Origin of the sequence: Pseudomonas sp. MWU15-20650, from assembly GCF_023242475.1 — a bacterium.
Lineage (GTDB): Bacteria > Pseudomonadota > Gammaproteobacteria > Pseudomonadales > Pseudomonadaceae > Aquipseudomonas.
Window position 1 is genome coordinate 40,821 of the sequence record NZ_JALJFG010000036.1, and the last position, 21,081, is coordinate 61,901.

A 21,081-nucleotide genomic window follows, 5' to 3' on the forward strand; every position below is an offset into this window, starting at 1 on the left:
ATAATAATTTTTGTTGAGTTAAAAATGCTTAAACGTTCATTTGATATTTTTGCGTCCTTGTGTGGCCTAATCCTATTAGGCCCCGTCATGATCATAGTCGCATGGCTGGTCAAGCGAAAACTCGGCTCTCCAGTGTTGTTCAGTCAAATAAGACCAGGCTTGAATGCCAAACCTTTCAAAATGATGAAGTTCCGAACGATGCTTGACGCTGTCGACCAGAATGGCAATCCGTTGCCTGACGCGCAGCGGATGACACCCTTCGGAAGCTTCTTGCGCTCCAGTAGTTTAGATGAGCTGCCGGGCTTGCTTAATGTTCTGAAAGGGGATATGAGCTTGGTTGGACCCAGGCCTCTTCTTATGGAATATTTGCCGCTCTACAGCGCCGAACAGTACCGCCGTCATTGGGTGAGGCCCGGGGTAACTGGCTGGGCTCAAGTCAACGGTAGAAACTCGGTAAGCTGGGAAGAGAAATTCAAGCTGGACGTCTGGTATGTCGATAATAAGTCGTTATGGCTTGACCTGAAAATTATTATACTGACGATCAAAAAGGTTATCGTCAGGGAAGGAATCAGCGCTGATGGCGAAGCTACCATGAGTAAGTTTACGGGGTCCAAGTAAATAAGCGGGGGAGCTTGGATGGAAGGGGTGTTCTGACCAAGCGTTTGAGTTTCTTAACTTTGTCTTGATAAAAATTTAAGGTGTTATTCATGTTGGGAACATCATTTTCCCCCTGGCCCTCGTTCACCGAAGAAGAGGCCAACGCCGTTCGTGATGTCATTCTGTCGAACAAGGTCAACTATTGGACTGGGCAGGAAGCTCGCCAGTTTGAGCGCGAGTTCGCCACCTGGTCAGGCACCGATTACGCGATTGCACTTGCCAACGGCACCGTTGCGCTGGACCTAGCCCTCATCGCGTTGGGCATTGGTGAAGGCGATGAAGTCATCGTAACGTCGCGAACGTTTCTGGCCTCGGTTTCTAGCATCATCAATGCAGGGGCCACGCCGATTTTTGCTGATGTAGATCGTGACTCGCAAAACTTTACAGCGCAATCCATCGAGGCGGTGTTAACGCCTCGTACTCGTGCAGTGATCTGTGTGCATCTCGCGGGCTGGCCGTGCGATATGGATCCAATCATGGACCTTGCCGCCCGGCACGATTTGATGGTTATTGAGGACTGTGCACAGGCTCATGGTGCTTACTACAAAGGCCGTCCGGTCGGTTCTATCGGGCATATCGGTGCCTGGTCATTCTGTCAGGATAAAATCATGACCACCGGTGGCGAGGGTGGAATGGTGACCACTAACGACCGTACGCTCTGGGCTGACATGTGGGCTTATAAGGATCATGGCAAGAGCTGGGAGGCTGTCTATGAGCGTCAACACGCCCCCGGTTTTCGCTGGTTGCACGAAAGTTTTGGTACCAACTGGCGGATGTTGGAGGTCCAAGCTGTTATTGGCAGAATTCAGCTGCGTAGAATGAAGGCGTGGCAAGCTCAGCGCGAGCAGAACGCCACGCGCATATGGGACGCTGCTCGCGAGCTACCAGCATTAAGGGTTCCACTGTTTTCTGAAGGTAGTGTTCACGCAGCTTATAAATGCTACGTGTTTGTACGGCCGGAGCAGTTGAAGGACGGTTGGTCTCGGGATCGAATATTGAGCGAAATCGCGGCACGCGGTGTCCCCGCTTTTTCAGGCTCCTGTTCCGAGGTTTACCTAGAAAAAGCATTCGATAATACTGGGTTGCGACCTGCTCAGCGTCTGGCGAATGCAAAGGAACTGGGTGAAACGAGTATGATGTTCCTGGTGCACCCAACGTTGACCCGCGCCGAAATGGATCTTACGTGCCAGGTAATAATCGATGTCGTCACGGAGGCTTCGATCGGATAGCTCTTATGGGTGTGGCACTGCGTATGTTTATGAATGAAGGGTTTGGTTGGTACCGGAGAGGTGTTCAAGGTATATATGGATAGCGTACGAACGTATTTGTTGAGGCTTCCACGTCGGCAGAAGCGCATTCTGCAGGTGGCTACAGATGTTGTTCTGGTCTGGGCCGCGCTGTGGTTGGCGTTTGTCGTTCGGCTGGGAATGGATGAGATGACCAATCCGGTCAAGCTTCATTTGTGGTTGTTCATATGTGCTCCCGTCCTTGCTGTCCCATTGTTCATTCGCTTCGGAATGTATCGGGCCGTAATGCGCTACTTCGGCAATGATGCCCTTATCGCGATCGTCAAGGCCGTCAGCCTTTCATCATTAGTTTTGGGGGTTGTTGTTTATTGGTACAGCAACCATCAGAGCGTGGTGCCGCGTTCAATTATTTTCAACTATTGGTGGCTCAGCCTGATCATGGTGGGCGGTTTGCGCCTGGCAATGCGTCAGTATTTCTTAGGTGACTGGTTTGCTGCGGCCCAGCATGTTCCGTTCACAAACCGTGAAGATGGTCTGCCACGCGTGGCCATATACGGCGCAGGTGCTGCGGGGAATCAGTTGGTAGTTGCGTTGCGCATGGGACGTGTCATGCGACCTGTCGCATTTATTGACGACGACAATAGTATTTCTGATCGGGTAATCTCCGGCCTGCAGGTCTATAAGCCTAAACATATTCAACGGATGATTGATGCCACTGGCGCTCAGGAAATTCTCCTGGCGATTCCTTCGTCAAATCGAGCTCGTCGCCGGGAAATTTTAGGGTTTCTCGAGTGTTTTCCGCTGCACGTGCGAAGTGTGCCAGGGTTTATGGATTTGGCCAGCGGGCGGGTTAAGGTGGATGATATCCAAGAGGTGGATATCGCTGACTTGCTGGGGCGCGATGCTGTACCCGCACAGGATGAGTTGCTAGAGCACTGCATCAAAGAGCAGTGTGTGCTGGTTACCGGGGCTGGTGGGTCCATCGGTTCGGAGCTATGCCGGCAGATTTTGGCACTTCGCCCAACCACGTTGTTATTGTTTGAGCACAGTGAGTTTAATCTCTACAGTATCTTGTCCGAGCTCGAGCAGCGTATTACCCGTGAATCCCTTTCTGTGCGTCTGTTGCCAATATTAGGTTCTGTTCGCAATGAGGGTAAGTTGCTGGACATCATGAAAACCTGGCATGTTGACACGGTTTATCATGCTGCCGCCTATAAACATGTGCCGATGGTCGAACACAACATTGCCGAAGGAGTGATGAATAATGTGATCGGTACGTTGAATACTGCCCAGGCAGCGCTGCAGGCCGGTGTCTCAAACTTTGTATTGATCTCAACCGACAAGGCTGTGCGCCCGACCAATGTGATGGGTAGTACCAAGCGACTGGCCGAGTTGACATTACAAGCCCTCAGTCGTGAGCTGGCACCTGCCTTGTTTGGTGACACGGCAAACATCCTGCGGGTTAATAAAACACGCTTTACCATGGTACGTTTTGGCAATGTCCTTGGGTCGTCCGGCTCTGTGATTCCACTCTTTCACAAGCAAATTAAATCTGGTGGCCCCCTCACCGTTACACATCCGAAAATCACCCGTTACTTCATGACTATTCCTGAGGCCGCCCAGTTGGTCATTCAGGCTGGGTCAATGGGGCAGGGCGGGGATGTGTTTGTGTTGGACATGGGCGAACCGGTTAGAATCGTCGAACTGGCCGAAAAAATGATTCATTTATCAGGGTTGAGTTTGCGCACTGAAAAGAATCCACACGGCGATATCGCGATTGAATTCACCGGTCTGCGACCAGGAGAAAAACTGTACGAGGAGTTGCTGATAGGCGATAACGTCGTGGCCACACAGCACCCTATGATTATGAGTGCTAATGAAGATCACATTGCTTGGGACGTTCTTAAGGCCAAGCTGATAGAGCTACTTTCGGCAGTAGATCAGGACGACTACGCTCGTGTTCGCCAGTTGCTGCGAGATACAGTCAGTGGCTACACACCTGATGGTGAAATTGTTGATTGGATTTATCAGCAGCGCCGCTTGGAGCCTTGATGTTATAGAGCATGAATATATAGCGACGCGAGGGTACGAATAACCGGACTATTATGATAGTCCGGTTTTTTTAATATTCGTAAAACCCAGAGTGGGTCTTTCTCCCCAGCTTGTTTGCCCTGACCATCTTCCTCAGTAAAGGGTGGGCCCTATATTTTGGGTCGCCTGTCTCGTTGTGTAGGGTCTCCATAATCGAAAGGTTAACGTCATTTCCGATCAGGTCCGCCAAGGCAAGAGGGCCAATGGGGTGGTTTGCGCCCAGCTTCATGGCCTTGTCTATCTCTTCGGCGCTGGCGACGCCTTCTGCGAGTATTCCGATAGCTTCATTGATCATCGGAATCAACATTCTGTTGACGATGAATCCGGGAGCTTCGTTAACCAGTACCGGCTCTTTCCCCAAGCTTTTGGCGAAATCGAATGCCCAGGTTTCGGTTTCTTTAGAGGTAGAGAGGCCAACAATTACTTCAACAAGCTTCATGACTGGAGCGGGGTTAAAAAAATGCAGACCTATGACATTTTCTGGGTTTTTTGTAAGGCTTGCTAACTCAGTAATTGATAGCGATGATGTGTTTGACGCTATTAGTGAAGTAGTGTCCACATACTGTGCGATGTCACGGAATATACCGTGTTTTACCGACATGTCCTCGGAAACAGCTTCAATAATCAAGTCACAATTTTTTAATGCTTCATAATGGTGAGCTGTCCGAATTTTCTGAGAAAATCTCAAAACATCTTCTGCTGCTAATCTTTTTTTGTTAATCATGCGCTCCCACAGAGCGTTTAGGTTATCAAAAGCTTCTTCACTGCTTGCTTGAGAACGGCCTATCCAGACTATAGAAGCAGTCGCATCAGATTGCGCGAGTACTTGGACGATTCCCTTTCCCATCGTGCCTGAGCCGATGACGGCAACCTTGACTTCTTTCATATTAAATATATTCCTTTACTCTTAGGCAGACCGCAATGGTTTTGCAGGATTTCCAAATACGGTAGTGTACGGGGCGACACTTTTGGTCACTACTGAACCCATGCCGACGACAGCACCTTCACCGATCACGATTGGCCTATCTGGTGTGCCCTGTCGAATCATCGCGCCAGTGCCGATATAAGCGTGATTCTCTATCACAACGCTTCCATTGCATTGCACATTGGGGGCAAACGTCACGTAGTCGCCGATCACACAGTCATGCGCAATGTATGAGTAGAGGTTAGCGTGAAAGAATTTACCAATGGTCGCATTTGAAGTGACAGTAGTAAAAGGGCAAAAGACAGCACCCTCGCCAATAATGTTATGACTCAGATTAATTGCGTTCGGCGCTGAGATTGAGAATGGCTTTGCACCCAGTTCTATGAGCCGCTCGGCTATGGACTGTCTGGTTTTGCTGTTGGCGATCGTAATGTTGAAGAACTTATCGCCGTCCATTTTCATAAAAGTTTCGGTATCAACCACGGTATAACCGTTAATAACCTTGTCTTGAAAATGGTCATCCACGAATAAAATTTTGAAATTATCGTGGGACGTGATTTCAGTCATTTGAGTGACTAGGGGGGCGACCTCTCTGCCAAATCCACCGGCCCCTACGATTGCGTAAATTTTCATCTTCAGCTGGTCCTTAAGCTTAATCAGGATTGACCTTGGCTCAAGCGATTCTACAGGTGAATAGTGTCAGTGTCAGTGTCGGCAGTAGAGTTTTACAGTTTGGCTGAGGGCGCTCAGGCTGGTTTCTCGACCGCTCGTGGTACCCCTTATTGAGGTGGTGGCCGAATGATGGCGTGCTTTGTTGGACCTCCGGCCTGGCTCGTGCCGACAAGCCTGGCCAAAAAACTGATAAGAGACGCTGTCTGTTAAATAGATCTTTAACACTGCTTAAGCCCGGGTGTGTTTTCTAATTGTTGATTGTTAGGGGGGGCGTGCGTTCGGAATGCCAAGGGCTCAGTCGGATTGCGCACGCCCTATCAGTAATGAGAGCAAAGGGTTTATTGCTCAGAAAACTCTTCAATCCATTTGGACACGATATCTTTCGGATAACCGCGGTGGAAGTGCCTGCGCCAAGGGTATGCGCTTTCTCCTGAACCATCCTTCAGCTTAATTTTGCTGGTGTTGCAGATCAGTTTTGCAGGAGAGCCAGCGACTACCGTATCTTGAGCTACATCTCGGCTCACCGAGCTGTGCGCACCGACCAATGCCCCTCTTTTAACCGTGACGCCTGGCAGGATGACGGACATTGTTGCAATGACCGAAAACTCTTCGATCTTAACGCCAGACATTATTTCGCTAGGCGGGTGAGGGTCGTTAGTTAATACAACATAGGGGAATATCCATACATAGTTTTCTATTGTTGAATGTTGTCCTATATGGACATTGCTATGGCATTTTACGTAGTTTCCGATTTCACAGTGTCCTTGTATATCGCCAAGTGTCCCTATCTGAAAGCCCGTCCCGGCGGTAGTCAGTTCTCTGATTGTAACTCTGTGCCCTGTCGTAAGGTTATCACCGAACGAAGACCCTTCGTAAAAAACACAATGTGAACGAATAATGGACGCTTTTCCAATGATCAACGGACGTCCGTTTGCCAGTTTCGTTGGCAAACCAATTTCGCAGTAGGCACCAATTTCTGTGTCGTCCCCGATGGTGACGTTTTTATGGACGATACTATAGGGGCCGATTTTTACGTTGCTGCCAATTTTTGCGTCGGGGTCAATAATCGCGGTTGCATGTATCATAAAGTTTTCCGCTGGTAGATAAGGTAGGAAGGGCGTCTTTGTAGCAGGAGTACTGAGTTTGGCCAAGCTGACGTCTAACGGAAAAACATAGTATCTAATTAGTCGGGCGAGATGAAGCGCTGGCGCCGTAATCCGTGAAGAGCTGGGAGTCGTTCCTGCTGATCCCTTTGGCATGGAGTGGCCGTTTGTGTGCTACCTGCTTGCTCTCCTTCGATTTTCGCATGCCGGACCTTTTCGCAACCGTTGGGCGTGCGGTGAGTGTGAGTCCGCCACATCATGCGAGGTCGGGTGTCGGCGGTTCGTCCAGGCTAGTGCGACAGCGAACATTGAAGGTGTGCGGCAGGGCCACTCGAGATGGGAGCGCAGAGATTGCAGAGCAGGCCGTAATATCCATTGAGTCATTCTTTTTCGGTACGTAAAATAGGCCGATTTTTGATGCCCTGCGTGAGTCATCTGCAATGGTTGAGTATGTGCTTGATAATTATATTGAGAAGTTTATAAAAAAATGACCATGATTAATACGGCGCGCCCTCCTATGCAAGAGCGGTCCTCACATCAACACAATCAGCATGTTGATTATCGTCCGGATGTTGACGGGCTCCGCGCTTTTGCGGTTCTGGCCGTTGTTATATTTCATGCATTTCCTTTGGCGCTGAAGGGCGGCTTCATAGGGGTGGACATTTTTTTTGTTATCTCGGGTTATTTGATTTCCAGTATAATTTTTAAAAGCCTGGATAAGGGGGGGGTTAGCTTTGTTGAGTTCTATGTTCGTCGAATTAGACGGATATTTCCGGCGCTGATCCTTATGATGCTTGCCTGCTTTATAGCCGGTTGGTTCTTGTTGATGGCAGTGGAATTCAAGTTTGTTGGAAAGCACATCGCTGCTGGAATTGCATTCGTTCAAAATATAATATTGTTCCAAGAGTCAGGGTATTTTGATACCGCTTCCGAATTGAAGCCGCTGTTGCACTTGTGGTCACTGGGTATAGAGGAACAGTTTTATTTGTTTTTTCCACTGGTGGCATTGTGCGTATGGAAGATTAGACGTCTCGCCCTCTACGTATTGATTATATGCGTGTTGTTGTCCTTTGGTATCAATGTAAGCGATGTCAAAAGCGAACCCTCGGCTGCGTTCTATTTGCCGATCGGGCGTGCATGGGAGCTGCTGATTGGTAGCTTGCTCGCGTATGAAAGCCTATACAACAGATGCACGCTGACTGGGGCATTGGCGTCATGTGGCGTCAGGAGTGAGTTGACTGGGCGTCTGGCGCTGTGGGTTCGTAATGCGACTGCTGTTGCTGGTTTTTTACTGCTGGTCATCGCGCTCTACACTATTCATAAGGGGCTGCCTTTTCCGGGGGCAAGGGCCGTTGCGCCTGTTTTGGGTGCTGCGCTAATCATTCTCGCGGGCCCTCACGTATGGTTGAATCGCAGCCTGTTCTCGCTTCGGCCGATTGTCTGGTTGGGGTTGATCAGTTATCCCCTTTATTTGTGGCATTGGCCAATCCTGACCTTTCTGAAAATCATTAATGTAGATACACCTACGATTGGAATGGTTTTAGCGGCGGTTTTGTTAAGTATTGTTCTTGCGGTCGCGACTTATCTATTTATAGAAAGGCCGTTTCGATTGGGCGCTCTCTCAAGGAAAAACAGTGCCATTCTATTGCTGCTCGGTGTAATCATGGGCGCAACGGGGTTTACTGTTTTTGTAAAAAATGGTCTGCCTGAACGAATGCCTGAACGCGAAGCCTTTGCACAGTACTTTGAGAATTCATGGCCCGAACAGGCTTACGTTGCCAAGCATGGTCTTGCAAAAACGTACCGCCTGGAGTGCGATTTCTTTGACTTCGATAGCTATCGCAAAGGTCATCCTACCAACGATCCTATCGAGCGTATCGCGGAGTCGTGTTATACGCCACAGACTAATACCTCCGTCATGATTTGGGGCGACTCTCATGCCCAACAACTTTATTATGGGCTTCGTGAAGAAATTCCAAGTGAAGTTTCGATCTTGCAGGTTGCTACGTCCGGCTGTATGGCTTACTTGCCAAACGCCGATTATCCAAGGGCGAAAAATTGTGAAAAGTCTAATGCATTTGCCTTAAGCGTTATAAAGGAAAAAAAACCAGCGGTGGTGATTGTTGCCCAGTTTGCTGGGCTGGATCAGTCAAATGACTTAAAAGCGTTGGCGAGTCAGCTAAAAGCTTATGGCGTTGGTGATTTAATTGTCGTGGGGCCTGTGCCTCGCTATGATCGACCGCTCTACCAACTGATCGTTCGTAAGTATTGGCCGGATCCCCCGCGCAAAATGACCACTCATTTTGTTTCAGAAGTTCGAGAGGCTGATGAGTCTCTTAAACAGCTCTATGATAGCGGGCAGGGAGGGTTTGATTACCTTTCTGCTCGGGACGTGTTCTGTGACAGTGAAGGATGTTTGACTTATTTAGGCGCAGATCCTACGCGGGGTCTAGTGACGTTTGACTACGGCCACTTGACGTCTATCGCCTCGGTGTTTTTATCTAGAAGTGCGCTTGCGCCGTTGGTGATGAGCAAGTTGCATCAAACGTTTAATAGTCAAAAAGTTGATCCTCTAAAGATGAGTGATGAGTGACAGATTGTGTCTGCTGAATAAAAGTAATCACACTCTGTAACGCAGTCATTTTTGACTCTCGCTCCACATCATCTAAGTTTGAGAAGCAGCTTTGGAGAAGCTGCTTTTCCTTCACTGATGTTATGGAGCCTCACTATGCGTAAAACGTGTTTCTCATCCCTCGTTTTTGCTGTTCTTGCCTGTGTATCGCTGATCACCACCGCTGCACCTAGCGCCAAACCTGAGGCCTCAACCCCGATCGCCGCCCAAATGGCCAAGACCGAGCAAGCTACCAAGGTCAATCTCAACGCCGCTGACGCCGAAACCCTGCGTCGTGATCTGTTCGGTATCGGCTCTGCCAAGGCAAAGGCGATCATCGCTTACCGCGAAAGCAATGGCCCGTTCACGGCGGTGGATGAGTTATTGGAAGTAAAGGGCATCGGCAAGGCGCTGCTGGAGAAGAATCGCGAGAGGTTGGCGATCAATTGAGGAAGCTAGGGTAATCCAAGAGGCCGGTCATTGACCGGCCTTTTCACCCGCTGAAATTTGCTTTTTCAGACTGGCGCGCACCCCATTCAAGAGACGTGTCGCCAACTGTGCACTTTCGACACTCCTGGCCAATGCCCGTGCGCCCGCCAGCGTCGACATCAGTACCACGCTTTGTTCATCGTCATTCTCAATGCGCAAGGCCGTTTCAACCTGCTGCAATCGGGCGCCAAGCACCGCGCCCTTGGATTTGAAGTGCGTGTAGAAGCCGCCATGCGTCAGATTCAGCGCTTTCATCAGCGGCTGCAGTCCGCCGGTATCTATACCGTCGCGGCGAAAGTGGACGGAAGCTTCCTTGACGATGCGTTGGTGAGTCTGGACGTTATGGTCTGATAAGCCGTGCAGAGGAGTGTCTTGTGAACGAGCGAGCGCTTTTGCGGAGTCATACCTTTCTTACCTATCCAGGCAGCATTGGCATGAAAAGTGATTACATCTGGCTCAGTGATTGTTCAACAATCTTGAGGTGGTGATGTCACTCAGTTTGTCTTTAGCCGACCAGATCGCCCGGGAACTCCGCGCCGACATCATCGGTGGGCGGTTGCTACCGGGTATGGCGTTGGTCGAGGTGGATCTGGTCAAGGGGTATAACGCATCGCGCAATACCATTCGTGAGGCGTTGCATCGCTTGGGCCAGGAGGGGCTGACGCGCTATGTGCGCAATAAGGGGGTGATGGTTCGGCGAGTGGAGCGCGAAGAAGTGCGCGATCTGTTTGTAGTCCGTCGCACTCTGGAGTTGCAGGCGATTGCTCAGAGTAGCCCGCTGACAGCGGCTCAATCGGAGCGTATGCAAAGCGCCATTGAAGCCACCACCCTGGCCCGCGAGCGTGAGGACTGGCGGGCCGTGGCCACCCACAGCCTGGTGTTCCACCAGCAGATTGTCGGGTTGATGTGCAGCCCGTTGTTCGACGATTTTTTCGCCCAGGTGATTGCCCAGTTGCGCCTGGTGTTCTGCGCCGCGCCCGATGAGCAGCGTTTCCAGTCGCCCTGGCTGGAACGGGACCGTGAGATCTACACGTTATTAGCCAATAACAACACGCTGGCCGCCGGGGAGGCGATGAGCCTGTACCTGGATGATTCCGAACACCTTTCCCTTGCCCTGTTTGATCACCCTTGATGGAGGATTGCGCCAATGTACAAAGACTATCCCGCCGCTTATCAGGTCAGCAAAGGTTCGGCGTTGCAGGTGGATACGGCGTTCTATGAGCGTATTCGTGATCGCAAGGACCAGCGCACGCTGATCGAGCAGTTCGAGGTGCCGATTCGCACGGGGAGGGCGTGGAACGTACCGGCCGGGCATGTGTTTCGTGTGACTACGCCGGTTGGCCCGCAGGTGGGCGACTTCAACGTGTGGAATGCCAATGATCCTCGCGAGCGCTTGTGGGCCGCGCGTACGCGGCAACTACAAGGCGCCCATGTCAGCACCCATGATCGGCTGTGGTCGAACCTGCCTTTCTTGCGCCCCTTGGTGACCATCACCGATGACAGCCTGGCCAGTTACGGCATTGATGAGCACGGTGGTCGCCTGCACGATTTGCTTGGCACGCGTTGCGACCCTTATGTGAACCGTATGCTGACGGGGGAGGACTTCCATCACCACTGCCATTCAAACCTGACCCGCGCCGTATTACCCCACGGTCTGACGGAGTTCGATGTGCATGACGTGCTGAATATTTTCCAATGCACCGGTCTCAATCACGATGACATGTACTTTATGAAAGCCTGTCCGGCACAGAAGGGCGATTACCTGGAGTTTTTCGCCGAGATTGATCTGCTGTGTGCGCTGTCGACATGCCCGGGTGGAGATTTGTCGTTGCCGATGTGGGGGCCGGACGCACAGGACCCACTGACGGTGTGTCGTCCGTTGGGTGTGGAAATCTACCGGTTGGAGGACGCGTTGCTGGGCGGTTGGAGCCAGCCTGAACGTGCTGCCTACAAGGGACAGCACGGGTTGCATATTGCCAAGGCCGATTGGGAGTAACCCAAGGCTCAGCGGTCTTGCGCGTCCTTGGCATCCGCCTGCGCATTGTTCTCGGCCACGCGTTTGCGCTGTTCGTCGGTGAGTTCCACCTTGTTGGCGCTGTCACGCAGTATCAACAAACCACCGACGATCGAACCGATCGCGACCACTAAAATCAACCAGGCATACCACGGCATAGCGCTCTCCTTGAGGCAGTAAACAGTCGGGGAAATTTCCCACGGTAATTGCTGCTTTGAGCAACGGGTGTTGTTAGTAGTTCATTGTAGGCCCGTTCTGCCTCAGGAACCTCATGAACCGGTCAACATCGCATCCGCCGGCGCATCGGCGCGGTCCTGTGCTGTCATCTGGAAGTAGATGAAGCCCACCAGCATAAAGCCCAGGAAGATCAGCCCGATCAAGGTATTGAACCAGGCCATCGCCACCAGGCACACCACCGCCAGTACCAGTGCGATACCCGGCACGATGGGATAGCCCGGTGCGCGGAAGGTACGTTCCAGCAGCGGCTCGGTCTTACGCAATTTGAACAGGCTTAGCATGCTCATGATGTACATGACGATGGCACCGAACACCGCCATGGTGATCATGGCAGCGGTCAGGGTCATGCCACCCAGGTTGATCAGGCCGTCGCTGTAGATGGCTGCGATGCCGACGATGCCCCCGGCGATGATTGCCCGGTGGGGTGTCTGAAAACGCGACAGTTTGGCGAGGAAAGAAGGCAAGTAGCCGGCGCGAGCCAGGGCAAAGAACTGGCGCGAGTAACCCAGGATGATGCCGTGGAAGCTCGCTACCAAGCCGAACAGGCCGATCCACACCAACATGTGCAACCAGCCGGAGCTGTCGCCTACCACGGTTTTCATCGCTTGCGGCAGCGGGTCGTTGATGTTTGACAGGGTACGCCAGTCACCCACGCCGCCGGCGAAGAACATCACGCCCATGGCAAGGATCACCAGAGTCAGGATGCCGCTGATATAGGCTTTGGGGATCGTACGCTTCGGATCTTTGGCTTCTTCGGCCGCCATGGCCGCGCCTTCAATCGCGAGGAAGAACCAGATAGCGAAGGGGATCGCGGCAAACATGCCGGCAATCGCCGGGGCACCAAAGGTGTCGGAACCGGCCCAGCCATTGAGGGCAAAATGGCTGAAGCTGAAGGCCGGGGCAACCACACCCATGAACACCAGCAGTTCGGCGACGGCCAGTACGCACACCACCAGCTCAAAGGTCGCGGCAAGTTTTACACCGAGGATGTTCAGGCCCATGAACACGACATAGGCGCCCACGGCCGCGTGTTTCGGGTCCAGGGCCGGGAACTGCACATTCAGATAGGCGCCAATGGCTAAGGCGATGGCAGGCGGCGCGAACACGAATTCGATCAGGGTCGCCAACCCGGCAATCAGGCCACCCTTTTCGCCAAAGGCGCGACGGCTGTAGGCAAATGGCCCTCCAGCATGGGGAATCGCGGTAGTCAGCTCGGTGAAACTGAATATAAAGCAGGTGTACATGGCGGCGACCATCAGCGAGGTCACCAAAAAGCCCAAGGTGCCAGCCACGCCCCAACCATAGCTCCAGCCGAAGTACTCGCCGGAAATCACCAGCCCGACGGCGATACCCCATAGATGCAGGGTGCCCAAGGTGGGTTTGAGTTGTGTGTTCATTGTGCGGTGCTCCCTGAAGGGGTTGGAATGATTCAGGGTGTTGCAGCGGCTATGCCAAGCCTCAGAACCCTGTCGTAAAGCAGTGCCTTTGTCGCCGGAGGAACGGTTTGGCGTTTGAATGTGGCTTGCGTTGCACCACATAAGTGCGGTGGTGACTGAGCGGGTGCTTTCGCGAGCAAGCCCGCTCTCACACTTGACCGAGTTTTAACTGAAAGAACGCGGTCGAATGTCGGAGCCGGGCTTGCCCGCGAAGAGGCCCTCCCAGCCACTGCAAATCCCCCTGTAAACCCCGCATGAAGTCACTCTTTACGCCGTCTTTACGCCCCACCCATACCCTCGCTCTCGTTCCTTTACGCCACTCCTGCCGACAATTGCTCCACACGCGGCAATCGCCGCAAAACGGAGAAACTTCCATGAGCGTTCTGGACGGGGTGTCACTGCTATTGGCCGTGGCGCTGTTCATTTATCTGCTGGTTGCGCTGTTACGCGCGGATCGGAACTAGGAGCAGGCTATGCACAGTTATGACTATTGGCTGATCATCGCCTTCTTTGCCTTGGTGCTGATTCCTGCGCCGGCCCTGGGGCGGTTCTACTACAAGGTGATGGAAGGCCAGCGTACTTGGCTGACCCCGGTGCTGGGGCCCGTCGAAAAAGCCTGTTATCGCCTGTCGGGCGTGGATGATCAGCAGGAGCAGAGCTGGCAGAAATACATGCTGGCGGTGCTGGCGTTCAACCTCGCCGGTTTTGTATTGCTGTTCGCGATCCTGTTGTTCCAGGACTACCTGCCGCTGAACCCGCAGAAATTGCCGGGCCAGGAATGGACCTTGGCGTTCAATACCGCCGTCAGTTTCATGACCAATACCAACTGGCAGAACTATAGCGGCGAAGCGTCCCTGAGCTACCTCAGCCAGATGGTCGGCCTGACTGTGCAGAACTTCGTCAGTGCGGCGACTGGCCTGGCAGTCCTGGTCGCTCTTTGCCGTGGGATCGGTCGCAAATCTACCAAGACCTTGGGTAACTTCTGGGTCGACATGACCCGCGCCACCCTCTACGGCCTGTTGCCGTTGTGCCTGGTGTTCGCGTTGTTCCTGGTATGGCAGGGCGTGCCGCAAACCTTCGCCCACTACGTCAATGCTGTAACGATGCAGGGCGTGGATCAAGTGATTCCCCTGGGCCCGGCCGCCAGCCAGATTGCGATCAAGCAATTGGGCACCAACGGCGGCGGGTTCTTCGGCGTCAACTCGGCACACCCCTTTGAGGACCCGACAGCCTGGGCCAACCTGTTTGAGCTGGCGGCGATCATCCTGATCCCGGTGGCGTTGGTGTTCACCTTCGGCCATTACGTGAAGGATTTGCGCCAGAGCCGGGCGATCCTCGGGTGCATGCTGGCGCTGTTCCTGATCGGCGGCGCGACCTCGCTGTGGGCCGAGTACCAGCCCAATCCAACCTTGAGCAACCCTGCTGTAGAGCAAACCGCGCCGCTGGAAGGTAAAGAAGTGCGCTTCGGCACCACTGGCACGGTGCTGTGGTCGGTGACCACCACCGCGGCGTCCAATGGCTCGGTCAATGGCATGCAAGACAGCCTCAACCCCCTCAGTGGGATGGTGGCGCTGGTCAACATGATGGTTGGCGAAGTGATCTTCGGCGGCGTCGGCGCCGGCATGTACGGCATGCTGCTCAACGTTCTGATTGCCGTGTTCCTCGCCGGGCTGATGATTGGCCGCACGCCGGAATACCTGGGCAAGAAACTCCAGGCCAAGGAAGTGCAATTGCTGGTCGTGACCTTGCTGGTGATGCCGGTCGGCACCTTGGTCCTGGGAGCGATTGCCGCCAGTTTGCCGGGCCCGGCCGGAGCCATCAGTAACCCTGGCCCACACGGGTTCAGCCAACTGCTCTACGCCTACACCTCGGCCAGTGCCAACAACGGTTCGGCATTTGGCGGCTTCAGTGGCAACACCACATACCACAACCTGATGCTGGGCTTGGGCATGTTGATCGGCCGTTTTGGCTACATCCTCCCGGTACTGGCCCTGGCCGGCAGCCTGGCGATGAAGAAGACCGCACCGATTGGCCAGAACAGCTTTCCCACCCATGGCCCGCTGTTCGTGACCCTGTTGACCGTGACCATTTTGCTGGTGGGCGGCCTGACTTTCCTGCCGACGCTGGCGTTAGGCCCCATCGCTGAACACTTGAGCATGGGCTTCTAAAAAGGGAATATGAAAATGAACATGCCTGCAAAAAATGCGGCTCCCGTACATACCCAGGAGCCTGCCAAAACCGCGATGTCGGCCCTGTGGCGCCCGGCGCTGGGCCAGGCGTTCGTCAAGCTGGACCCACGCCAGCTGCAACGCTCGCCAGTGATGCTGGTGGTCGAGCTGACCGCCATCCTCACCACCGTGCTGTGTTTTGTGCCCGACACCGCTGTGCCGACCTATGTTGCGGTGCAAATTGCCGTGTGGCTGTGGTTCACCGTGCTGTTCGCCAACTTTGCTGAAGCCCTGGCCGAAGGGCGTGGCAAGGCCCGTGCCGACAGCCTCAAGGCCGGCAGCGAAGGCTTGAGTGCACGTCGTAAGGAGGCCGATGGCAGCTTCAAGGTCGTGCCGGCCGCCAGCTTGCGCAAAGGTGATGTCGTGCGTGTCGCCGCCGGGGAAATGATCCCCGGTGACGGCGAAGTGATCGAAGGTATCGCCGCGGTCAACGAAGCGGCCATTACCGGCGAATCCGCCCCGGTGATCCGTGAGTCCGGCGGCGACCGCTCGGCGGTCACCGGCAATACGCGCCTGGTGTCGGACTGGCTGATGATCCGCATCACTGCCAACCCTGGCGAGTCCACGCTGGACCGCATGATTGCCCTGGTAGAAGGCGCCAAACGTCAGAAAACCCCCAACGAAGTCGCGCTGGACATCTTGCTGATCGGCCTGACCCTGATCTTCCTGTTGGTGGTTGTGACCTTGCAGCCGTTCGCCCACTTCGCCAATGGCAGCTTGCCGCTGGTGTTCCTGGTCGCACTGCTGGTGACGCTGATTCCTACGACCATTGGTGGTTTGTTGTCGGCGATTGGTATCGCCGGTATGGACCGCCTGGTACGCCTCAATGTGATCGCCAAGTCCGGTCGCGCCGTTGAGGCCGCGGGGGATGTGCATGTGTTGCTGCTGGACAAGACCGGCACCATCACCTTTGGTAACCGTCGCTGCTCGGCAGTGGTGGCGGCGCCTGGTGTCAACGGCCGCGAACTGGCCGAGGGGGCGTTGCTGGCGTCGCTTGCGGATGACACGGCGGAAGGTAAATCCATCGTTGAGTACTTGCGTGCGCTGCATCCGCAGGCCGAGCCGACGCTGGATCAGTTGACCGCTGTACCGTTCACTGCCGAAACCCGCTTGTCCGGTGTCGACTACCAGGGCCGCGTGTTCCGCAAAGGCGCTGTCGATTCGCTGCTGGCGTTTATTGGCCAGCAACGCAGCGACCTGCAACCCGCGTTGTCGCGGGAGATCGACAAGATCGCCCAAAGCGGTGGCACCCCCTTGCTGGTGTGCGCCGATGGCAAATTGCTCGGTGCGATCCACCTTAAAGACGTGGTTAAACCCGGCATCCGTGAACGTTTCGCTGAGCTGCGCAAACTGGGGATTCGCACCGTGATGGTCACCGGCGACAACCCGTTGACCGCCGCTGCGATTGCTGCTGAAGCCGGTGTGGACGATGTACTGGCTGAAGCCACCCCGGAGAAAAAACTCGCCCGTATCCGCCACGAACAGAACGATGGCCGCCTGGTTGCGATGTGCGGCGACGGTGCCAACGACGCCCCGGCGCTGGCCCAGGCGGATGTCGGCATGGCGATGAACGACGGCACCCAGGCTGCTCGCGAAGCGGCCAACATGGTCGACCTCGACAGCGACCCCACCAAGCTGCTGGACGTGGTGCAGATCGGCAAGGAGTTGCTGGTGACCCGTGGCGCGCTGACGACGTTCTCCATCGCCAACGACGTGGCCAAGTACTTTGCGATCCTGCCGGCGTTGTTTGCGTCGATCTACCCGCAACTGGGTGTGCTCAACGTCATGCACCTGCAGAGCCCGCAAAGCGCGATTCTCTCGGCCATCGTCTTCAACGCCCTGATTATCGTGGTGTTGATTCCCCTGGCCTTGCGGGGGGTGCGTGTGCAGGCAGCGAGTGCGGCGGCCTTGTTGCGTCGTAACCTGCTGATCTACGGGTTGGGTGGGATCGTGGTGCCATTCGTGGGCATCAAGGCGATCGACATGCTGCTGACGGCGCTGCACCTGGTTTGACCTGACTCCTGAGGGCACCTGCACAGGGGTGCCCTCCGGTTGCAATGACTCTATCGAGGAATCTGAAATGTCCACCATGATCCGCCCGGCTTTGAGCCTGCTGGTCCTCATGACCCTGATCACCGGCGTCGCTTACCCGCTGGTAGTCACCGGCGTGGCGCAAGTCGCCTTTCCTGATCAGGCCAACGGCAGCCTGGTGCGTGATGCCAGCGGCAAGGTGCGTGGCTCGAGCCTGATCGCCCAGGACTTTACCGGCGACGGCTGGTTCCACCCACGCCCTTCGGCCGGTGCTTTTGCGACGGTCTCCAGCAGTGCCAGTAACCTGGGCCCCAGCAATCCGGCCTTGGCGACTCGCATATTCGATGATGCCAACAAACAGTTGGTGCCGGGCCAGGGGCCCGTGCCACTGGCCTCACTGACTACCTCCGGCAGCGGTCTTGATCCACACTTGCCACCCTCGGCGATTGCCTATCAACTGGCGCGGGTGGCGGCGGCGCGTAACGTGCCGGTGTCGACCCTGCAACGCTTGCTCGATGAGCACATCGAAAGCCCGCTGGTGGGGCCGCCAGTGGTGAATGTGTTGGCGCTGAACATGGCGCTGGAAAAACTGTAACCCGATCAATACCAGAAGGACACTGCCCGCATGAGCGACTCCGGCCGCGCCGATGCCCTGTTAGCCGAACTGCCCCGGGACGGCCGTGGCCGGCTCAAAGTCTTCCTTGGTGCCGCGCCGGGCGTAGGTAAGACTTACGCCATGCTCCAGGCGGCGCACACCCAACTGCGCCAGGGCGTACGGTTGATCGCCGGGGTGGTCGAAACCCACGGCCGCGCCGAGACCGAGGCGCTGCTCAGCGGGTTGCCGCAACAACCGCTGCTGCGCAGCGAATACCGCGGCGTGATGCTCGAAGAGATGGACCTCGACGGCCTGCTCGCCGCCAAGCCCAAGCTGGTGCTGGTGGACGAGCTGGCCCACAGCAACGCCCCCGGCAGCCGTCATGAGAAGCGCTGGCAAGACATCCAGGAGTTGCTCGCCGCCGGCATCAACGTGTTCACCACGGTCAACGTCCAGCACCTGGAAAGTCTCAATGATCAGGTGCGTGGCATTACCGGTGTGCAGGTACGTGAAACCCTGCCCGATTGGGTGCTACAGGAAGCCGATGAACTGTTGCTGATTGACTTGCCCTCTCGCGAGCTGCTGGAGCGCTTGCGCGACGGTAAGGTCTATGTGCCGGAGCAGGCGCGTGCGGCCATCGATGCGTTCTTCACCCAGACCAACCTCATGGCCCTGCGCGAGCTGGCGATGCAGACCGCCGCCGCCCACGTCGACGATGACCTGGCCCAGGGCTACCGAAAGCTTGGCCAGGCCGCGCCGGCGGTACGCGGTCGCTTGTTGGTCGGCGTGGATGGCGACGCGCAAGCCGAACGCCTGGTGCGCCATGCCAGCCGCGTGGCCCAGCGTCGCCATCTGCCCTGGAGCCTGGTGCATATCGACAACGGTCGTGCGCAGGATGAGCAAGCGCGCCTGCGGCTGCAAAACGCTCAGCAACTGGCGGAGCGGCTGGGCGGGGAGGTGGTGCTGCTGCGTGCGGGTGAAGTGGCCAAGACGCTGATCCAGCATGCGGCTGAACGCCGGGCCAGCCTGCTGCTGGTGGGCCAGTCGCGGATGCGTTGGCGACGTCGGCTGTTCGGTGGCGGGTTGGCGGCGCGTTTGTTGCGCAACGCGCGCGGCTTGGAAATCAACGTCCTCGACAGCGATGATGTAACCGCCTCACCGCGCATGCCAGATGTACGCGGGCTGGTGTGGTTCGACTACGGCCTCGCGGTCGTGGCAACGGTGGTGGCCGCGGCATTGGCCTGGGGCGTGGCCAGCGTGTTGCCGTTACCGAACATCTCGTTGGTGTTTCTCGCTGCGGTCTTGTTGGTGGCGGTGCGCAGCAGCCTGGGGCCCTCCCTGGTGTGCGCGGCCTTGTCATTCCTGACATACGACTTCCTGTTTATCCCGCCGAATTTCTCCTTCGCTATCCAGCGAGAAGAAGACGTGCTGACCCTGTTGTTCTTCTTGCTGATGGCGGCCCTCACCGGCAACCTGGCCGCGCGCCAACGCCGGCAGTTGCAGGCATTGCGTGACACTCAGGAAGAAACCGGCGAACTGCTCGACCTGTCGCGCAAGCTCACGGCCGCCACCGATCGCCAGGCAGTGATCAGCGCGGCTGCCCACCACTTGCAAGGCTGGAGTGACCTGGACTTGTGCCTGGTCAACCGCGACGGCCAGGGCGGCTGGAAAGTCGAGACCGGCGGCCCGCTGAACTTCACCGAAGCCGAGCGAGCCGCTGCCGATTGGGCCTGGCAGCATGACCAACCGGCGGGCATGGGCACCGGCACATTACCGTTCGGGCGCTGGTGGTGGTGGCCGTTGTCGGGCGAAGAAGGTCCGCTGGGCCTGCTCGGGGTCAGCGCGAAGCCCGGCATGGAGCTGAGCGGCCAGCGCCGTCGCTTGCTCACGGCCTTGAGCCAACCGTTGGCCCAGGCGCTGGCGCGGGCGCAGCTGGCGCAGGAGTTGGAATCCGCTCGCCTGCACGGTGAAACCGAGCAACTGCGCAGTGCCTTGCTCGCGTCGGTGTCCCATGATTTGCGTACACCGTTGACATCCATGCGCGGCAGCATCGACAGCCTGCTGGCCCTCGGCGAAGCCATTCCCTTGGAGGATCGCCGCGAACTGCTCGAAGGCACTCGTGATGAGGCCGAGCGTCTCGACCGTTATATCCAGAATCTGCTGGACATGACGCGCCTGGGCCACGGTGCGTTGAAACTGGCGCGCGATTGGGTCTCGCCCGGCGATATCGTGGGCAGTGCCCTTGGCCGGTTACGTGCTGTGCTGGCGCCGTTGCAGGTAAGCACCGATGTGCCGTCTGAACTGCCGTTGTTGTATGTGCATGCCGCGTTGATCGAGCAGGCACTGGTCAATGTGCTGGAGAACGCTGCACGGTTTTCGCCGCCTCGGGGCCGCTTGCAATTGAGTGCCGGCGTATTGGATGACCAACTGTTTTTTGCCGTGGCCGACGAGGGGCCAGGCATTCCCGAGGAGGAGCGCGCGAAGATCTTCGATATGTTCTATACCGCTGCCCGTGGTGATCGAGGCGGGCAGGGCACCGGCCTCGGGTTGGCGATCTGCCAGGGCATGGTCGGCGCGCACGGTGGGCATATCGGCGTGGCCGATGGCATTGACGGGCGCGGCACCTGCATCACATTATTTTTGCCATTGCCGACACAACCTGCCTTGGAACAAAACCTGTAGGAGCGAGCTTGCTCGCGAAGGTCGTTAACGATAAAGATGGCATTGCTGAATGCACGCGGCGTG

General features: G+C 55.8%; 18 protein-coding genes. 12 read left to right on the forward strand and 6 right to left on the reverse strand.

Going from position 1 to position 21,081, the window contains the following annotated elements; genetic code table 11:
• The first annotated feature begins 24 nt into the window (after positions 1-24).
• The 3 genes from M5B43_RS22415 to M5B43_RS22425 all read left to right on the forward strand — a co-directional run bounded on the left by M5B43_RS22415 (position 25) and on the right by M5B43_RS22425 (position 3,956).
• Positions 25-618 carry a sugar transferase gene (locus M5B43_RS22415; protein WP_248752125.1) on the forward strand — a complete coding sequence of 198 codons (594 nt, stop codon included), beginning with the start codon at positions 25-27 and terminating at the stop codon, positions 616-618.
• 89 nt (positions 619-707) lie between these two features.
• On the forward strand, positions 708-1,886 hold the full coding sequence (locus M5B43_RS22420) for a DegT/DnrJ/EryC1/StrS aminotransferase family protein (RefSeq protein ID WP_248752126.1): 1,179 nt from the start codon (positions 708-710) through the stop codon (positions 1,884-1,886).
• 75 nt (positions 1,887-1,961) lie between these two features.
• Positions 1,962-3,956, forward strand: coding sequence for a nucleoside-diphosphate sugar epimerase/dehydratase (locus M5B43_RS22425; protein ID WP_248752148.1), 1,995 nt, complete (start codon positions 1,962-1,964; stop codon positions 3,954-3,956).
• Between the two features lie 70 nt (positions 3,957-4,026).
• Here M5B43_RS22425 and M5B43_RS22430 read toward each other — a convergent pair whose 3' ends face one another.
• The 3 genes from M5B43_RS22430 to M5B43_RS22440 form a co-directional block, all read right to left on the reverse strand.
• On the reverse strand, positions 4,027-4,881 hold the full coding sequence (locus M5B43_RS22430; protein WP_248752127.1) for a 3-hydroxyacyl-CoA dehydrogenase NAD-binding domain-containing protein: 855 nt from the start codon (positions 4,879-4,881) through the stop codon (positions 4,027-4,029).
• 21 nt (positions 4,882-4,902) lie between these two features.
• Positions 4,903-5,553, reverse strand: a complete 651-nt coding sequence (locus tag M5B43_RS22435; protein ID WP_248752128.1) for an acetyltransferase — start codon at positions 5,551-5,553, stop codon at positions 4,903-4,905.
• A 377-nt stretch (positions 5,554-5,930) separates the two neighbouring features.
• Positions 5,931-6,743 (reverse strand): acyltransferase, encoded by an 813-nt coding sequence (locus tag M5B43_RS22440; protein ID WP_248752129.1) that lies wholly within the window; start codon positions 6,741-6,743, stop codon positions 5,931-5,933.
• Between the two features lie 439 nt (positions 6,744-7,182).
• On the opposite strand from M5B43_RS22440, the gene M5B43_RS22445 reads away from it, so the two are divergent.
• Positions 7,183-9,288, forward strand: a complete 2,106-nt coding sequence (locus M5B43_RS22445; RefSeq protein ID WP_248752130.1) for an acyltransferase family protein — start codon at positions 7,183-7,185, stop codon at positions 9,286-9,288.
• A 135-nt stretch (positions 9,289-9,423) separates the two neighbouring features.
• Positions 9,424-9,756 carry a ComEA family DNA-binding protein gene (locus M5B43_RS22450; protein ID WP_248752131.1) on the forward strand — a complete coding sequence of 111 codons (333 nt, stop codon included), beginning with the start codon at positions 9,424-9,426 and terminating at the stop codon, positions 9,754-9,756.
• A 27-nt stretch (positions 9,757-9,783) separates the two neighbouring features.
• On the opposite strand, the gene M5B43_RS22455 is transcribed toward M5B43_RS22450, so the two are convergent.
• Entirely contained in the window at positions 9,784-10,158 is a 375-nt protein-coding gene (locus M5B43_RS22455; protein WP_248752149.1) for a TetR/AcrR family transcriptional regulator, read from the reverse strand.
• Positions 10,159-10,282: 124 nt separating this feature from the next.
• On the opposite strand from M5B43_RS22455, the gene M5B43_RS22460 reads away from it, so the two are divergent.
• Positions 10,283-10,927 (forward strand): GntR family transcriptional regulator, encoded by a 645-nt coding sequence (locus M5B43_RS22460; RefSeq protein WP_248752132.1) that lies wholly within the window; start codon positions 10,283-10,285, stop codon positions 10,925-10,927.
• A 15-nt stretch (positions 10,928-10,942) separates the two neighbouring features.
• Complete coding sequence (locus M5B43_RS22465) at positions 10,943-11,791, forward strand: DUF1989 domain-containing protein (RefSeq protein WP_248752133.1); 849 nt, start codon at positions 10,943-10,945, stop codon at positions 11,789-11,791.
• Positions 11,792-11,799: 8 nt separating this feature from the next.
• On the opposite strand, the gene M5B43_RS22470 is transcribed toward M5B43_RS22465, so the two are convergent.
• Together M5B43_RS22470 and eat are read right to left on the reverse strand one after the other, a co-directional pair.
• Positions 11,800-11,967: a DUF2897 family protein gene (locus M5B43_RS22470; RefSeq protein ID WP_248752134.1), complete on the reverse strand. Its 168-nt coding sequence runs from the start codon at positions 11,965-11,967 to the stop codon at positions 11,800-11,802.
• Between the two features lie 111 nt (positions 11,968-12,078).
• Positions 12,079-13,443 (reverse strand): ethanolamine permease, encoded by a 1,365-nt coding sequence (eat, locus tag M5B43_RS22475; protein WP_248752135.1) that lies wholly within the window; start codon positions 13,441-13,443, stop codon positions 12,079-12,081.
• 413 nt (positions 13,444-13,856) lie between these two features.
• On the opposite strand from eat, the gene kdpF reads away from it, so the two are divergent.
• From kdpF to M5B43_RS22500, 5 genes are all read left to right on the forward strand, one after another.
• On the forward strand, positions 13,857-13,946 hold the full coding sequence (gene kdpF, locus M5B43_RS22480) for a K(+)-transporting ATPase subunit F (protein WP_003218754.1): 90 nt from the start codon (positions 13,857-13,859) through the stop codon (positions 13,944-13,946).
• 9 nt (positions 13,947-13,955) lie between these two features.
• The gene (gene kdpA, locus M5B43_RS22485) at positions 13,956-15,650 is read left to right on the forward strand and encodes a potassium-transporting ATPase subunit KdpA (protein WP_248752136.1); all 1,695 of its coding nucleotides are present in this window, start codon (positions 13,956-13,958) and stop codon (positions 15,648-15,650) included.
• A 9-nt stretch (positions 15,651-15,659) separates the two neighbouring features.
• A complete protein-coding gene (gene kdpB / locus M5B43_RS22490) occupies positions 15,660-17,723 on the forward strand; it encodes a potassium-transporting ATPase subunit KdpB (protein ID WP_248752137.1) in 2,064 nt (687 codons plus the stop codon).
• A 67-nt stretch (positions 17,724-17,790) separates the two neighbouring features.
• Positions 17,791-18,336, forward strand: coding sequence for a potassium-transporting ATPase subunit KdpC (gene kdpC / locus M5B43_RS22495; protein ID WP_248752138.1), 546 nt, complete (start codon positions 17,791-17,793; stop codon positions 18,334-18,336).
• Between the two features lie 30 nt (positions 18,337-18,366).
• On the forward strand, positions 18,367-21,018 hold the full coding sequence (locus M5B43_RS22500) for a sensor histidine kinase KdpD (RefSeq protein WP_248752139.1): 2,652 nt from the start codon (positions 18,367-18,369) through the stop codon (positions 21,016-21,018).
• Positions 21,019-21,081 lie beyond the last annotated feature (63 nt).

Coding starts and splice junctions, on each gene's coding strand:
- M5B43_RS22415 (WP_248752125.1), top strand. CDS start 25: ATGCTTAAACGTTCATTTGATATTTTTGCGTCCTTGTGTGGCCTAATC.
- M5B43_RS22420 (WP_248752126.1), top strand. CDS start 708: ATGTTGGGAACATCATTTTCCCCCTGGCCCTCGTTCACCGAAGAAGAG.
- M5B43_RS22425 (WP_248752148.1), top strand. CDS start 1,962: ATGGATAGCGTACGAACGTATTTGTTGAGGCTTCCACGTCGGCAGAAG.
- M5B43_RS22430 (WP_248752127.1), bottom strand. CDS start 4,881: ATGAAAGAAGTCAAGGTTGCCGTCATCGGCTCAGGCACGATGGGAAAG.
- M5B43_RS22435 (WP_248752128.1), bottom strand. CDS start 5,553: ATGAAAATTTACGCAATCGTAGGGGCCGGTGGATTTGGCAGAGAGGTC.
- M5B43_RS22445 (WP_248752130.1), top strand. CDS start 7,183: ATGACCATGATTAATACGGCGCGCCCTCCTATGCAAGAGCGGTCCTCA.
- M5B43_RS22450 (WP_248752131.1), top strand. CDS start 9,424: ATGCGTAAAACGTGTTTCTCATCCCTCGTTTTTGCTGTTCTTGCCTGT.
- M5B43_RS22460 (WP_248752132.1), top strand. CDS start 10,283: ATGTCACTCAGTTTGTCTTTAGCCGACCAGATCGCCCGGGAACTCCGC.
- M5B43_RS22465 (WP_248752133.1), top strand. CDS start 10,943: ATGTACAAAGACTATCCCGCCGCTTATCAGGTCAGCAAAGGTTCGGCG.
- M5B43_RS22470 (WP_248752134.1), bottom strand. CDS start 11,967: ATGCCGTGGTATGCCTGGTTGATTTTAGTGGTCGCGATCGGTTCGATC.
- eat (WP_248752135.1), bottom strand. CDS start 13,443: ATGAACACACAACTCAAACCCACCTTGGGCACCCTGCATCTATGGGGT.
- kdpF (WP_003218754.1), top strand. CDS start 13,857: ATGAGCGTTCTGGACGGGGTGTCACTGCTATTGGCCGTGGCGCTGTTC.
- kdpA (WP_248752136.1), top strand. CDS start 13,956: ATGCACAGTTATGACTATTGGCTGATCATCGCCTTCTTTGCCTTGGTG.
- kdpB (WP_248752137.1), top strand. CDS start 15,660: ATGAAAATGAACATGCCTGCAAAAAATGCGGCTCCCGTACATACCCAG.
- kdpC (WP_248752138.1), top strand. CDS start 17,791: ATGTCCACCATGATCCGCCCGGCTTTGAGCCTGCTGGTCCTCATGACC.
- M5B43_RS22500 (WP_248752139.1), top strand. CDS start 18,367: ATGAGCGACTCCGGCCGCGCCGATGCCCTGTTAGCCGAACTGCCCCGG.